This is a genomic window from Chitinophaga varians, from assembly GCF_012641275.1.
GTDB lineage: Bacteria > Bacteroidota > Bacteroidia > Chitinophagales > Chitinophagaceae > Chitinophaga > Chitinophaga varians_A.
Genome location: NZ_JABAIA010000003.1, coordinates 1,550,593 through 1,564,256, shown reverse-complemented (window position 1 = coordinate 1,564,256; position 13,664 = coordinate 1,550,593). Strand labels below are relative to the sequence as shown.

Sequence of the window (13,664 nt, the reverse complement as noted above, 5' to 3'; positions counted from 1 at the left end):
AATTCTCATAATTATTCCTATGTCTTTTGAGGAAAAAACCAAAGAAACGGTATCCTCGCTGAAATGCCAGAACTGCGGCGCTATACTGCATTATGCGCCCGGCACCAACAGCCTGAAATGTGAGTATTGCGGTACCGTTAATACTATTGAAGAGGAAGCCACGCCCCAGGGTATTCACGCCTTTGATTATGATGCCTTCATTACAGACCTGCAACGGCATTCGGAAGACACCGAACAGGCGGTGGTGGTGAAATGTACCAATTGCGGTGCATCTACTACCATGTTGCCCAATGTAACGGCAGATTCCTGTCCTTTCTGCGCGTCGCCGCTGGTGGTACAGCAGGGGGCCACTACGGCTATACTTCAACCGCACTATGTATTGCCTTTTGTGGTGGATGATAAACAGGCTGGTAAATTCTTCCAGCAATGGATGGGCAAGCTCTGGTTTGCGCCGTCGGACCTGGTGAAGAAGGTGAAAGATACTTCCTATCATCAGCTGAAAGGTATTTACATACCCCACTGGAGCTATGATACAGACACAGTAACGTCCTACAGGGGACAGCGTGGGGAATACTATTACACCACCGAAACCTATACAGAGGAAGTCAACGGCAGAACAGAAACCCGCACCCGCCAGGTGCGGCATACTGCCTGGTATAATGCTTCCGGCGTAGTAGATAATTCCTTCCGCGATGTACTGGTGTCTGCAAGCCCGTCGCTGCCACGTAAAATGGCGGAAATACTGGAACCCTGGCACCTGGACCAGCTCAAAGCCTATGATGGCCGCTATCTGAGCGGTTTCCGGGCAGAGCTGTACCAGACGGACGCTGAACAGGGGCTGGTGATAGCCAAAAAGAGAATGGACCCGGTCATCCGTGATGAAATATACAGCGATATCGGTGGTGATGAACAACGGATCGACACCTACGACGTACAGTACAACCAGCTGGGGTTAAAGTACATCTTGCTACCGGTTTGGCTGAGCGCCTACCGCTATAATAACAAGCTGTATCACTTTGTTGTCAATGCCAGCACCGGTGAAGTTACCGGGGACAGGCCCTACAGCTGGACCAAGATCGTAGGATTGATCGTTCTTATTATAGCAGTGATATACGTGCTCTATGTCTGCTTTGCGCAGCCTAAATAAATCTTCTGTAGACTGCCGGAAATTTTCCGGCAGTTTTGTTTTACATAATGGGGAAAAGCCTCTACAGTAAAGCAAACGTGGTTATTTTCCATAGAAGAGCTCTTCCTTGTCGTGTGGCCACTGTGCCGTGTTTTCACGCATGTGTTTGCCTGTGTTTTTTTGTCAACCCTTTTGTGGCTATTCCTTTTTACACCCGATAAAATTTCTATGGCTATGAAAAGGATTACAATTTTTGCGGCAGTCTTGCTGAGCCTTGGGGTGTCATCATCTTGCAACAATACAGGAAAAAGTCCCCAACATGAAACCCCCGCCGATTCTGCGGAAGCTATCAATAAAACGGATAAAACAGTTGACTCCCTGTCTGCTGTCTTCGCGGTAAAAGTAGCCGACGATGGCATGATGGAAGTAGCGTTAGGCAAACTGGCGTTGGAAAAAGCGACCGACCCGCGGGTAAAAGCCTTTGCCTCCATGTCGGTAAACGACAGGACCAAAATCAACGAAGAGTTGAAATCCATCGCTGAAAACCGGAAAATCGCGCTTCCATCCGCCATGTCGGAAGCGGCAAAAAAATTTATCGACAAACTGAGCAAAAAAAGCGGGAAAGCCTTTGAGAAGGAATACATCGCTGAAATGGTGGACGACCACGACCGGGACGTGAAGGATTTTGATAATGCTGCGAACAATCTCGAAAGCATAAGCCTGCGGGAATGGGCCAGGAAAACGTTACCGATGGTGATGATACACCTGGATTCCGCGAGAGCTATCAAGGACGCGCAATAATCAGTGTAGCGGATGCAATAACGGCCTGTTGCTTCAGATGCTTTTTCATATATGCGTTTACGTATGTGTGCAAGCACCTGGTGCATCTTTCTACATATTTGGGGAAAAGCCTCTACGGATAAGCATCCGCGGCCGTTTAACCGTAATGGTGGCCTCTTCCGTGAAAGCCGGCTACGTTACTACGTTTTTAATACCATGCGTTCGCATGGTATTTTTTTTGTCTGAGGATATCCTGAAACCCAATATAAAACCCAATAAATTTCGCAACTATGAAGAAAGTAACCTTATTGGCTACGGCCGTGCTGGGAGCCTGGATGTTGTCATCGTGTAATAACAATGCCCGCAACCCGCAAAATGAGAAGCCGGTAGATTCTGCACAGGACATTAATGAAACTGTTAAACCGGTAGACAACAATTCATCTGAGTTTGCGGTGAAAGCAGCTAACGGCGGTATGATGGAGGTGGAAATGGGCAAGCTGGCGCAGGAGAAAGCTGTGAATCCGAGGGTAAAAGCTTTTGCTGCCATGATGGTCAGCGATCACAGCAAAGCGAACGGTGAACTGAAAGAGCTGGCTGGCAAAAAGAACATTACATTGCCTGCGGAGCTCTCTACCGAAACCAAAGACCACATGGACAAACTGAGCAAGAAGACAGGAAAGGATTTCGATAAGGACTACATGGACATGATGGTGGATGACCACGACAAAGACGTAAAAGAGTTTGATAAAGCGGCCAACAACCTGGAAGATGCTGACCTGAAATCATGGGCCAGCAAAACACTGCCAACCCTGAGAACGCACCAGGATTCAGCGAAAGCCATTAAATCCGCCCTTAAATAAATCAATTACACACGCTACGGATTTGAGCGCGGACGGCGCCCGAATCCGTAGTTCATTGTGTTCAGAGAAGATCGTTGTATTCCGGGTGCCGTTTCATATAGGCGTGTACGTAAGGGCAGAGGGGCTTCACCTTTAAGTGGTTCTCCCTGGCGTAATCCAGCACATACTTAGCCATTTGGGAAGCGATGCCTTTGCCTTCCAGCTCCGGAGGCACTTCTGTATGGATGTAGGCGATACCGCCGGGAAACAGTTTGTACACAATAAAAGCGGTATGGCCGTCTACGGTTGTTTCAAACTGGCTTTTTTCCGTGTTCTGTTGAATGGTAAGTTCCATAGTTATTGATTGTCTTTGTATCCAATAGTAATGTGAGTGCCGTCGCAATACGGCATATTAGCTGAACTGCCGCAGCGGCACAGGGCTGTTACCATGTGAAACGGTGTTTCCTCGCCGGCCGTATTTTTTACCACCACATTGCCGTAAATCAGGCGTGGTCCGTTCGGTACTATTTCCGCGAGACTGCTGGCCGATATTTCAGCGGCTTCGTCGGCTTTATCGTTGCGATAAACCGTCAATGCACCGGAAGGGCATTTATGTACCTGCTGCACGATCCTGTCAGATGTGCTGCCTTCCGCATTGATCCAGGGTTTGGCTTGCGGGTCGAACACTTCGGGAAGGCCATGGAAGCATATTTCAGAGTGTTTGCACACTTCGGGCTTCCATACGATGGTGACTTCACCGTTGCTGTATTTTTTAGTAATGTCTTTCATATCAATCTTCTTTGGTATTGATAATAACGGGGTTGCTAAGCAGTTTATGAATGGGGCAGGCATGGGCTATTTCCATGAGCCGTTTTCTTTGTGCTTCGTCCAGGTTGCCGGTGATGTGTACCAGACATTCGATTACAGTGGTGGCGGGGTCCGGCTTGGCCGCGCTGTCAAACCGCAGGTCGATGTCTATTTTTTCCACGGGCCATTTTTTTCTGGCTGCGTACATCGTCAGCGTGATGGCAGTGCAGGAGCCGAGGCTGCTCAGCAGCAGTTCTCCGGGATTGGGGCCGGTATCTCCGCCGTTGATGTCTGTTGGCTCATCTGCCAGCCAGCGATGGTCCCGCGCTGAAATAGAGACCTGATAAGGTATTCCTTCGATACTTACTTTTACTTCTTCATCCATGGTGTGGTGCTTACGAGAAATTTTCTTTCACCCAGCCTGCGGCCAGGTCAATATCCTGTTGTGTTAAATTATGTCCTGTGTTGATGTCATGGCTGCTTACGCGAAAACCGTTGGCTGTCAGCAGAGTGGCATAGGCGGCGGTGGCAGCGGGGTTGACGGTGCCGTCTGTTTTGCCGGAGCTCATGAAAACGGGCTGCTGCCGGCTGGTTTCAAACGGGTCCTCAATGCCATGCAGCGGCTGCATAGGCCTGAAGAGCACGGCGCCTGCCAGCAGTTCGGGATACAGCATCAATACTGCGCCTGCAATATTGGCGCCGTTGGAGTAGCCGACGGCTACCAGCTTTTGCAAATCAAATCCTTCCTTGGCCGACAGTTCTTTCAGGAAGTGCACCATTTCATGCGTCCTGAAATGCACGTCCGGTTCGTCGAATACGCCCATGCCCAGCCGGCGGAAGAAGCGCGGCATGCCGTGCTCCTGCACATTGCCGCGAAGGCTCAGTACATGAAAGCCCGTTGCCAGTTCCGGCGCCAGCGGCAGCATATCCTGTTCATCGCCACCGGTGCCATGCAGCAACAACAACGTATAAGCGTCCTTGTTAGCTGCAGGCTGGTATATATATTTCATGGGTTGAAAATCCATCTCAGTCCAGTTTTATCAGTTTCTGTTCTATCTCGGCCCGTTGTGGCTCGAACTGTTGCGGCAGCATCAGGTGGGTGCCCAGCTGCTCCACCGGTTCGTCGACGGTAAAGCCGGGTGTGTCTGTGGCCAGTTCAAACAACACACCGCCTGGCTCGCGGAAATACACGGAGCGGAAGTATTTGCGGTCCAGTTGCTGGGTGGCATGAAGGCCCCGTGCTTCTATTTTCTCGCGGTAGTATTCCTGCATGGCATCGTCTTTCATGCGGAAAGCGATGTGGTGTATACTGCCGCCAGCCACGTGCCCGCGTTGTTCGCCCTTGGCTTCTACCAGGTCAATGTAATTGGCGGTATCGCCGGCAGGACTTTTAAAACGGTAACGGTTAGCAAGGTTTTTTTCGAGCTGGTAACCAAAAACAGATACCAGCAGATCAGCTGTAGGCTGAATATCTTCAAGGGTCAGGGTTACATGATGGAAGCCTCGCAGGGCATTGTCAGCACTGATATCGGCAGTCTCCCAGGGCTCCCGGTCATCGGTCTTTTCCGGAACGGTCAGCTCCACTTTTAATCCGTCAGGGTCCAGGAAAGTCAGGTAGATTTCTCCAAATTTGGCGGAGGGCTTATTATAGATAACATTGGCGGCGTCCAGTCGTTTCAGCCAGAAGTCAAGACTGCCTTCCGGAACGGAATAACCTATTTCGGTGGCCATATGCGTGCCTCGGCGGCCGGTCATGATGTCCTGCCAGGGAAAGAAAGTCAGAATGGTACCAGGGCTACCGGTTTTATCGCCATAATAAAAATGGTAGGTATGCGGGTCGTCAAAATTCACGGTCTTTTTTACAAACCGTAATCCCATCGTCTTTGTATAAAAATCAAAGTTCTTCTTTGCATTACCGGAAATAGCGGTAATATGATGCAGTCCTGTTATTGCTTGGTCCATACCTTTTCATTTTTTTATTTTGATATTTGGTTGTTTTGATATTTGGTTGGCTATTTACCAATGAAGCAACCAACTGAATATCAAAACAACCCAATATCAAAATGTTTATTGTTGTTTCAACAGTTGTACTTCACACTGTATTTTTACTTCATCACTCACCATTACGCCACCAGCTTCTGTTGTCGCGTTCCAGGTGAGGCCAAAGTCTTTACGGTTGATTTTGCCGTGGATGGTGAAACCTGCTTTGGTATTACCCCACGGATCTGTTACCACGCCACCGAATTCAACGTCCAGTTTGATGTTTTTGGTGACATCGCGGATGGTCAGATCGCCATACAGCGTATAGGAGCCGTCGTTATCCACGCTTTCCGTTTTAGTGGCTTTGAAGGTGATGTTACGGAATTTGTTCACATCGAAGAAATCCGGAGAGCGCAGGTGCTCATCGCGCTGTGCATTGGCAGTAGTGATAGAGTCTACGTCTACCGTGGCGGAGGCATGGGCAGCGAGAAAATTATCGCCGTCTGTTTCCGCTTCCACATTAAAACTGTTGAACCGTCCGGTAACATTGGTGATCATCAGGTGTCTGATCTTAAAAGTAAGTTCGCTGTGTGCGGCGTCAGAGACCCATTTTTGTTTTGCCATAGATGAAGGTGTTTTTTTGATGAATATGATGATGTTGTTTGTTAATGCAAATGTCAGTTAAAGCACAGTGGCAAAAATGGATTAAATAAATATAACGATGTACTTTTTTCCTGAATTTCTTAAGATAGGACAAGAAATCAGGATTTATTCATTATCAGGTTATGTGTGATTTTTTTTGAATAATACAAACATTATGCATGAAAAATTGTTTAAGCGTGTTGATACCCAGGAAAATCCGGATGAAATGATATCTTATGAGACATCTCCTGTTATTAACGCTCTTCCTGCCACCGATGTTTGCCCAGGGCCAGGAGAAAGGACAACAGCTGACTTTAAAAGATTGTTATGAACTGGCCCGGCAGCGTAATGCGCTGGTAAAACAGGCAGAGCGCTCCCTGCAGGCCCGGGAATATTCTTTACAGGCCGAGAATCGTGCCTATTGGCCTAAAGTAGATCTGCTGGCCGGTTACAACTATCTCGGAAAACCCCTTGAAATCAACCTGCAACAGGTAAAGGACGGCGTGGTGAACGGATCGGCAGCACAGAGCGTGAACACGGCCAATACTGTTTTCCAGCAGATCACCGGGCAACCTTTGCCCCAAAATGTGCAGGATGTTATCTCCAACGCCACAAAAGGACTGATCAACGCCTTCTATCCCAACTATAATCCCCAACTGGCCAAACAATCCTATTTCGTGGCCGGTATCGGGGTAAGGCAACCGATTTATCTCGGCGGAAAAATATCCGCAGCGCAAGACCTGGCCCGCTCTCAGGTGACAGCCGGGCAGTTCAACAAACAGGTGGTGGAAAAAGGCCTGTTCTTTCTGATTGGCGCCCAATACCTGCGCATCATGTACCTTAACACCATCCTGGCACATGAAGCCGTGATAGTGGACGCTTTCCGTAAAAACAAAGACTACGCCGCATCCCTGAAAGACAACCAGATATTGCCGCCCTATCTGCTCAATTGGGCCAAAGTGTCTTACATACAGGCAACAAACCGCTATAGTAACCTGGAACTGGAAAAAGAAAACGCCCTGCTGGAAATGAACCAGCTGCTGGGCCGCCCCATCGATACGCTCATCACGATCAGTGATACCCTGCGCTATGAACAGGCCTCCGTCAATGCAGGGGAGGAGAACACCTTCTGGCGAAACAATCCTTCTTACCGCCTGCTGGAAAGCAAAACAGACCTGGCCAAAGTAGCGGTGAAGGCTACACGCTCTCTGTCTCTTCCCAACCTGTTCGCTGTCGGCAACGTATCGCTTTATCAGAAAGACCTGCCGGTGACGGTGCCGCCATGGCTGATAGGCGTGGAGCTGCAATGGACGCTTTTCGACGGTTTTCAGCGTAATAAACGCACCAAAGCCAGTAGGGTATTGGTGGAAGAAGCCGCTATGGCCGCCGAAAACACCAGAAGTTCCCTCGAACTGCAACTTCGTGTGGCCTCCAACAAGGTAAAAGCCTTACAGCACGATGTTGCCTCCCTGGACAGCGCCCGGCAACAGGCGCACCTGACCACCACGCTGGTGACAGACCGCATGCAAAATCAGCTGTCGTCCGTGAAGGACGTCAATGATGCGCTGCTGCTGGAAGAAGAGATGCATAAAGTATACTACACCGCTGTACTGGGCTACTATCTCGCATTGGCGGAATACTGGAACGTGGTAGGCACACCGGAATATTTTGCAACATACGTTAACAACTAAACGGTTATATACATGAGTGCCGTATTCAAAAATTACTGGGCATTACTGATACCAGTTGTGGTACTGATCATCGCGCTGATATTTTTCCTGAAGAAGCCCGCTGCTGCAGACAGCACGGTCATTGGTATGGTGGACGCCGATTATGTGGATGTGGCCGCAGAATTTCCCGGCCGGCTGGACAGCCTGCTGGTACAACAAGGCGACACGGTTAAAAAAGGACAGCTGCTCGGCGTGCTGCGGTCTACCGAGATCAACGCCATCCGTAATCAGGCACTGGCGGCCATTGAAGCGGCGCAGAGCCAGTTGCAGCTGCTGGAGAAAGGCGCCCGCCCGGAAGCCGTCAAGGCGGCCGATAACCTCTACAACATCACCCAGGAGCAGTATAAGCTGATGCAGAAAACCTATCAGCGGATGGAAAACCTCTTCAATGATGAAGTGATATCCGGACAGGAAAAAGACCTCGTATATTTTAAATTGCAGGCGGCCAAAAAAGAAATGGAAACGGCCAAACTGAATATGGACATGCTGAAACAAGGTACCCGCCCCGAAATGTTACAGGCGGCTTCAGCGATCCTCAAACAGGCACAGGAAGGGTATAATCTTACGAAGGCCTTATCTGATAATACGTATATCCATGCGCCGTCAGACGGTATCATCTCTTCCATGGTCATCGAAGAAGGAGAGATCGTATCTATCGGTTATCCGCTGATCACCCTGCAGAAGCCCAACACCTACCACGTACGGTTCAATATCCGGCAGGACGATATGAATAAGCTGCCGGTCGGCACCAAAGCCCGGTTGGACATACCCGGGTGCAGCCCTGAAAAATTTGAGGCGGTCGTGTACAAGGTGGCGCCATCGCTGACATTCGCCAACTGGATACCGGTAAAGGAAAAAGGAAAATTTGAACTGCGCACCTTTACCGTAGACCTGAAACCTGTTAACCCTTCCGCTTTGCAGGGATTGCGCCCCGGCATGACGGCTTCGCTCACTATGCCATGATACGCTCCATACTAAAAGTCGCTTTGCGGGAATGGAAACGCATCCTGGCGTTTCCGGTGTACTACCTGGCCATGCTGGTGCTGCCGCCGGTGTTGTGTTTGTTGTATGCCGGCATTTATAATAGACATTTTGCGGAAGACCTGCCGGTGGCTATCTGGGACGAAGCCAATTCACCGCTGTCGCGGCAGTTTACTTTTATGCTGGAACAGACAGAAAGCATTCATATCACACAGCAGGTACAGAGCGAAGGAGAGCTACAGGCCATGCTGCACAACGGCAAAGTGATGGGAGCTATTCATTTCCCGCGCCGGATGGACGAACAGATCAAAAGCCGGCAACCGGTTTACATTACGATCTACACCAACGTATCTTACCTGGTACCGGCAAAGCTGCTCTACAAAGACGCTGCGCAGGTGCTGCTCACCGCCGCCGCAGGGGTGCAGCTGCAAAAGCTCATGAAAACAGGTATGCCCGCCGGAAAAGCCATGGCGCTGGTGATGCCGGTGCAGCTACAATCGTTCACCTTATACAACCCGCGGTACGACTATCAGCAATACCTGGTACCGGGCGTTATTGCGGTGGCCATGCAAATGATGATGATCATGGTGGTGGCGCTGGCACTGAACTACGAGCATAAGACCCACTCACTGGGAGAGCTATACGAAGTGAGCAACGGATCGGCGTCCAATGCCATTATCGGAAAATCGCTGGCCTACCTCACTGTGGCCTGGGTTGACTATATTATGATCACGCTGGTGATCTATCCGTTGTTTGCGGCGGGGGCACAGTTGTTCAGCTGGGGGCTGTTTACCATCTTCACTTTGCTGATGCTGGCCTGTATCAGTGTAGGCATGATGGTGTCTGCCATCTTCAAAGATCTGTTGCTGGCCTGCGATGTGGGCATCTTCTATACGTCGCCTGCGTTTGTGTTCAGCGGGTTTACTTTTCCGCGGTGGGGCATGCCCTGGTATGATCAGTACTACGCGATGATCATGCCGCTGACGCCTTTTGTGGATGCTTTTTTTAAGGTGTATTTTATGGACCTGCCGCTGCGTTATGTTCGGCTGGAAATGGCGCATATGCTGCTGTTTGCCGTGGTCGGCCTGCCGGTGTCCATTGTTCTTTTTCAGCGTACCCTTCAACAATCAACAGTGCAACATGCCTGAGGTGAAAAACAACATAGGCGCATTGTTCCTGCGGGAAATAAGGCTGGTGGCCGGTAATCACAGCCTGTTGCTCACCCTGTTGCTGGCGCCGTTGTTTTATGTTTTCTTTTATGGCACCATCTATAGTTACAAGGTAGAAGAAAAGGTGGTACTGGCCGTGGCAGACGATGACCGGAGCGAGATGTCGCGCATGTTTGTGGAGCAGATGAATAATATGCAGATAGTGGCCGTCATGAGGGCGGCCTCCCTGGAGGAGGCGCAGGAGCAGATGTACAGGGGAGATGCACAGGGGTACTTTTATATCCCCAAAGGGATGCAAAGCAAAGTGCTGTCGTTGCAGCAGGCAGACGTGGTACTGGCGGTGAACGGGGCACGTTTCCTGCCTTCGAGTGAACTGACAGGCGCGATTACACAATTGGGATTGACCATCGGCGCCGGCGTGCGGCTGCAATACCAGGAAAAGATGGGACTCAACTCTACCATGGCCTTGCAGGAAGCGATGCCGGTGAATATTGATTACCGGCCGTTGTATAACCCGCAGGCCAGTTATGGCGGTTTTCTGTTGCCCGTGCTGTTGGTGCTCATCCTGCAACAGACTTTGCTGCTGGGGCTTTCCGGCAGCATCGCGCTGGAACGGGAGAATAATAACATCGGCCGGCTGGTGACGATGGGAGGAGGATTATCGGGCATGCTGTATGGCAAAGCAGCTTTTTACCTGCTGCTGTACCTGGCCTATGCCGCATTTTTTATGACGGTCAACTACCAGGTGCTGCACCTGCCGTTCCGGGGCAGCTACCGCGACCTGGCGGTACTGTTGTTCCTGTTTATCCTGACGCTGATTCCGATGGCCGTTTGGATAGGCACGTTGTTTAAGAGCCAGCTGCTCGCTGCTCAACTGATGGCCTTCTCTACATATCCGTTTTTTTTGATATGCGGTTACGCCTGGCCTTTTGAATCCATGCCGCCGGCATTGCAGGGGCTGTCGTCGTTGTTGCCGCTGACGCCTTTCGTGAAGGTGTATACGTCTGTCGTACAAACCGGTGGCACCCTCCGGGAGCATGCGGGGTCAGTAGTGCATCTGTTGTTGCTGTGGGTGTTTTATCTTTTGCTGGCATTATGGGGATTAAAACGATTGAACAAAAAGCAACAACCTTTATCTTTGTAAGGTGTACGCAATTGTCGATATAGAAACTACCGGGGGCCACGCCAGTGCCAACGGCATTACCGAAATAGCCATCTACCTGTTTGATGGCCGGGAAATCACACAGCATTACCAGACCCTGGTCAATCCTGGAGTGCCTATTCCTTATTACATCGAGTCCCTGACGGGCATCACCAACAGCATGGTGGCCGAAGCACCTCCCTTTGAAGCGGTGGCGCCCCTGATTTATGAGCTGTTGCACGATAAAATCTTTGTGGCGCATAACGTCAACTTTGACTATTCGTTCGTGAAGCACCACCTGGCCGCCGCCGGGCTGGACCTCCAATGCAAGAAGCTCTGTACCGTAAGGCTGGGGAGGAAGATCCTGCCGGGACTGCCTTCCTATAGTCTGGGCAACCTCTGCCGTCATCTGGAAATCCCCATCAATGGCCGTCACCGGGCAGGCGGGGACGCGGAAGCAACAACCAAACTGTTTGCCCTGCTGTTGCAGCAGGATAAAGAGAAAGCCATCGCGGCGGCGCTGAAGGCCGGTTCCAAGGAACAGTTCCTGCCGCCTAACCTGCAACCGGAAGTGGTGAAACAACTGCCCCAGGTGCCGGGTGTCTATTATTTTCATGACGTGAAAGGAAAAGTAGTGTACGTAGGAAAGGCCAAAGACCTGAAAAAGCGTGTCAACAGCCACTTTACAGGGCATAGCGCCAGCCGCCAGCGGCAGAATTTCCTACGCACCGTGTATAATATCACCTATCAGGAAACCGCCACCGATCTGATGGCCTGTATCCTGGAGTCGGTAGAGATCAAGCGCCTGTGGCCTGCTTTTAACGCGGCACAGAAGAGAGTGGAATTCCGTTATGGTTTTTATCTTTTTGAAGACCAGGAAGGATACCTGCGCCTCGCTATCGAAAAAAAGCGCAAGTTCAGTCATCCGGTACATGCCTTTAACCTGTTGATCGACGGGCACCGGCTGCTCAGGGCGCTGATCCGGCAGTTTGAGCTGTGCCCCAAATTGTGTTTCCTGCAAAAGGGCGGTGGCACCTGTGCCGGGAAAACAGCAGCCACCTGTCATGGCGCCTGTGAGAAAGCAGAAGCGCCGGAAGTATATAACCAGCGCGTAAAAGCGGCGATCGCCTTCCTGCAGGAGCAGCAGCCCTCCGTGGTGATCATGGACAAAGGCCGCAACAGCGAAGAACAAAGCTGCATCCTCATGGAGAAAGGCCGCTTCTATGGCATGGGGTATGTGCCGGTGCACCTGCAAACAACGGATGCCGAACAACTGAGGCCTCACCTGACACAGTATCCCGAGAATGAAATCATCATCAGTTTATTGAGGCCATATGCCGGTAACGGGCAACAGTTAGCATCTTCCCCGAAATGAATAGTGAAAAAAAATTGAAATCATGCGATCCGTGATTTACTTTTGCTCGCAAATCACCGATAATTCATTTTTAATTTCATAATTCATGTTAGATTCGAATTTCAAATTCCCGGGTCAGACCGCCTTCTACAAAGGGAAAGTTCGTGATGTGTACACCATCGGGGACAAGTTCATGGTAATGGCAGTAAGCGATCGTATCTCTGCGTTCGATGTGGTTTTGCCCCGCCCTATTCCTTACAAAGGACAGGTGCTGAACCAGGTGGCCGCCATTATGCTGGAAGCTACTAAAGATATCGTGCCTAACTGGGTGAAATCTACCCCGCTGCCTAATGTAACTATAGGTTTGAAATGCGAAACGTTCCCTGTGGAAATGGTGGTGCGCGGCAACCTCACCGGCCATGCCTGGAGAACTTACAAAACAGGTCAGCGTGTACTCTGCGGCGTTACAATGCCGGAAGGGCTGAAAGAAAATGATTTTTTCCCTCAGCCGATCATTACACCTACCACCAAAGCGCACGAAGGTCATGATGAAGATATTTCCCGTGAGGAAATCATCGCACGGGGATTGGTGGGCAAGGAAGACTACGAGCAACTGGAAAAATATGCCCTTGCCCTGTTTGCAAGAGGTAAGGAACTGGCGGCAAAACGCGGCCTGATCCTCGTAGATACCAAGTATGAATTCGGTAAAATCGGCGATACTATCTACGTGATCGACGAAATTCACACGCCGGACTCTTCCCGTTACTTCTATGCAGCCGGTTATGAAGAAAACCAGAAAGCCGGCAAACAGCAGAAACAACTGAGCAAGGAGTTTGTGCGCGAGTGGCTGATGGAAAACGGATTCCAGGGCAAAGACGGTCAAAAGGTACCAGAAATGACCGACGAATTCGTTAACAGCGTGAGCGAGCGTTACATCGAACTGTTCGAAAACATCACCGGCCGCAAATTCGTAAAGGAAGACGTGGCGCCGGAAGCAGCTGAAGCGAAAATCGTGGAAGCGCTGAAACAACTGTAATCAGTAGGATTAAAATATGCAAGAGCGGAGGTCAGAGCATGAGCTTTGATCTCCGCTCTTTTTCGTAAGCTACTTTGGC

Annotated in this window: 15 protein-coding genes; 9 read left to right on the top strand and 6 right to left on the bottom strand. The window is 50.4% G+C overall.

Going from position 1 to position 13,664, the window contains the following annotated elements:
• The first annotated feature begins 19 nt into the window (after positions 1 to 19).
• The 3 genes from HGH92_RS29040 (at position 20) to HGH92_RS29030 (ending at position 2,766) form a co-directional block, all read left to right on the top strand.
• Positions 20 to 1,147: a zinc finger domain-containing protein gene (locus HGH92_RS29040; protein ID WP_168874309.1), complete on the top strand. Its 1,128-nt coding sequence runs from the start codon at positions 20 to 22 to the stop codon at positions 1,145 to 1,147.
• 213 nt (positions 1,148 to 1,360) lie between these two features.
• Positions 1,361 to 1,927: a DUF4142 domain-containing protein gene (locus HGH92_RS29035; RefSeq protein ID WP_168874308.1), complete on the top strand. Its 567-nt coding sequence runs from the start codon at positions 1,361 to 1,363 to the stop codon at positions 1,925 to 1,927.
• A gap of 269 nt (positions 1,928 to 2,196) precedes the next feature.
• On the top strand, positions 2,197 to 2,766 hold the full coding sequence (locus tag HGH92_RS29030) for a DUF4142 domain-containing protein (RefSeq protein WP_168874307.1): 570 nt from the start codon (positions 2,197 to 2,199) through the stop codon (positions 2,764 to 2,766).
• Positions 2,767 to 2,827: 61 nt separating this feature from the next.
• On the opposite strand, the gene HGH92_RS29025 is transcribed toward HGH92_RS29030, so the two are convergent.
• The 6 genes from HGH92_RS29025 to HGH92_RS29000 all read right to left on the bottom strand — a co-directional run bounded on the left by HGH92_RS29025 (position 2,828) and on the right by HGH92_RS29000 (position 6,156).
• Positions 2,828 to 3,100 carry a GNAT family N-acetyltransferase gene (locus HGH92_RS29025; RefSeq protein ID WP_168874306.1) on the bottom strand — a complete coding sequence of 91 codons (273 nt, stop codon included), beginning with the start codon at positions 3,098 to 3,100 and terminating at the stop codon, positions 2,828 to 2,830.
• A 2-nt stretch (positions 3,101 to 3,102) separates the two neighbouring features.
• Complete coding sequence (locus HGH92_RS29020; protein ID WP_168874305.1) at positions 3,103 to 3,534, bottom strand: (4Fe-4S)-binding protein; 432 nt, start codon at positions 3,532 to 3,534, stop codon at positions 3,103 to 3,105.
• Between the two features lies 1 nt (position 3,535).
• Positions 3,536 to 3,937 (bottom strand): OsmC family protein, encoded by a 402-nt coding sequence (locus HGH92_RS29015; RefSeq protein WP_168874304.1) that lies wholly within the window; start codon positions 3,935 to 3,937, stop codon positions 3,536 to 3,538.
• Between the two features lie 10 nt (positions 3,938 to 3,947).
• Complete coding sequence (locus tag HGH92_RS29010; RefSeq protein WP_211092777.1) at positions 3,948 to 4,577, bottom strand: alpha/beta hydrolase; 630 nt, start codon at positions 4,575 to 4,577, stop codon at positions 3,948 to 3,950.
• Position 4,578: 1 nt separating this feature from the next.
• Complete coding sequence (locus HGH92_RS29005; RefSeq protein ID WP_168874303.1) at positions 4,579 to 5,514, bottom strand: ring-cleaving dioxygenase; 936 nt, start codon at positions 5,512 to 5,514, stop codon at positions 4,579 to 4,581.
• A gap of 105 nt (positions 5,515 to 5,619) precedes the next feature.
• The gene (locus HGH92_RS29000) at positions 5,620 to 6,156 is read right to left on the bottom strand and encodes a YceI family protein (protein ID WP_168874302.1); all 537 of its coding nucleotides are present in this window, start codon (positions 6,154 to 6,156) and stop codon (positions 5,620 to 5,622) included.
• Between the two features lie 254 nt (positions 6,157 to 6,410).
• On the opposite strand from HGH92_RS29000, the gene HGH92_RS28995 reads away from it, so the two are divergent.
• The 6 genes from HGH92_RS28995 (at position 6,411) to HGH92_RS28970 (ending at position 13,585) form a co-directional block, all read left to right on the top strand.
• Positions 6,411 to 7,865, top strand: a complete 1,455-nt coding sequence (locus HGH92_RS28995; protein ID WP_211092776.1) for a TolC family protein — start codon at positions 6,411 to 6,413, stop codon at positions 7,863 to 7,865.
• 12 nt (positions 7,866 to 7,877) lie between these two features.
• Positions 7,878 to 8,867 (top strand): HlyD family secretion protein, encoded by a 990-nt coding sequence (locus tag HGH92_RS28990; protein ID WP_168874301.1) that lies wholly within the window; start codon positions 7,878 to 7,880, stop codon positions 8,865 to 8,867.
• Positions 8,864 to 10,033 (top strand): ABC transporter permease, encoded by a 1,170-nt coding sequence (locus HGH92_RS28985; RefSeq protein ID WP_168874300.1) that lies wholly within the window; start codon positions 8,864 to 8,866, stop codon positions 10,031 to 10,033. Before HGH92_RS28990 ends, HGH92_RS28985 begins: the two co-directional genes overlap by 4 nt.
• Entirely contained in the window at positions 10,026 to 11,198 is a 1,173-nt protein-coding gene (locus tag HGH92_RS28980) for an ABC transporter permease (protein WP_168874299.1), read from the top strand. The genes HGH92_RS28985 and HGH92_RS28980 overlap by 8 nt, the downstream gene beginning before the upstream one ends.
• A 1-nt stretch (position 11,199) precedes the next feature.
• Positions 11,200 to 12,570, top strand: coding sequence for an exonuclease domain-containing protein (locus HGH92_RS34245; RefSeq protein ID WP_168874298.1), 1,371 nt, complete (start codon positions 11,200 to 11,202; stop codon positions 12,568 to 12,570).
• Positions 12,571 to 12,655: 85 nt separating this feature from the next.
• Positions 12,656 to 13,585 (top strand): phosphoribosylaminoimidazolesuccinocarboxamide synthase, encoded by a 930-nt coding sequence (locus HGH92_RS28970; RefSeq protein WP_168874297.1) that lies wholly within the window; start codon positions 12,656 to 12,658, stop codon positions 13,583 to 13,585.
• Positions 13,586 to 13,664 lie beyond the last annotated feature (79 nt).

Excerpts from the sequence above, each read along its gene's own strand:
- HGH92_RS29005 (WP_168874303.1), bottom strand. The coding sequence starts at position 5,514 with ATGGACCAAGCAATAACAGGACTGCATCATATTACCGCTATTTCCGGT.
- HGH92_RS29040 (WP_168874309.1), top strand. The coding sequence starts at position 20 with ATGTCTTTTGAGGAAAAAACCAAAGAAACGGTATCCTCGCTGAAATGC.
- HGH92_RS29020 (WP_168874305.1), bottom strand. The coding sequence starts at position 3,534 with ATGAAAGACATTACTAAAAAATACAGCAACGGTGAAGTCACCATCGTA.
- HGH92_RS29000 (WP_168874302.1), bottom strand. The coding sequence starts at position 6,156 with ATGGCAAAACAAAAATGGGTCTCTGACGCCGCACACAGCGAACTTACT.
- HGH92_RS28980 (WP_168874299.1), top strand. The coding sequence starts at position 10,026 with ATGCCTGAGGTGAAAAACAACATAGGCGCATTGTTCCTGCGGGAAATA.
- HGH92_RS29010 (WP_211092777.1), bottom strand. The coding sequence starts at position 4,577 with ATGGATTTTCAACCCATGAAATATATATACCAGCCTGCAGCTAACAAG.
- HGH92_RS29015 (WP_168874304.1), bottom strand. The coding sequence starts at position 3,937 with ATGGATGAAGAAGTAAAAGTAAGTATCGAAGGAATACCTTATCAGGTC.
- HGH92_RS29035 (WP_168874308.1), top strand. The coding sequence starts at position 1,361 with ATGAAAAGGATTACAATTTTTGCGGCAGTCTTGCTGAGCCTTGGGGTG.
- HGH92_RS29030 (WP_168874307.1), top strand. The coding sequence starts at position 2,197 with ATGAAGAAAGTAACCTTATTGGCTACGGCCGTGCTGGGAGCCTGGATG.
- HGH92_RS28990 (WP_168874301.1), top strand. The coding sequence starts at position 7,878 with ATGAGTGCCGTATTCAAAAATTACTGGGCATTACTGATACCAGTTGTG.
- HGH92_RS28985 (WP_168874300.1), top strand. The coding sequence starts at position 8,864 with ATGATACGCTCCATACTAAAAGTCGCTTTGCGGGAATGGAAACGCATC.
- HGH92_RS29025 (WP_168874306.1), bottom strand. The coding sequence starts at position 3,100 with ATGGAACTTACCATTCAACAGAACACGGAAAAAAGCCAGTTTGAAACA.
- HGH92_RS28970 (WP_168874297.1), top strand. The coding sequence starts at position 12,656 with ATGTTAGATTCGAATTTCAAATTCCCGGGTCAGACCGCCTTCTACAAA.
- HGH92_RS28995 (WP_211092776.1), top strand. The coding sequence starts at position 6,411 with ATGAGACATCTCCTGTTATTAACGCTCTTCCTGCCACCGATGTTTGCC.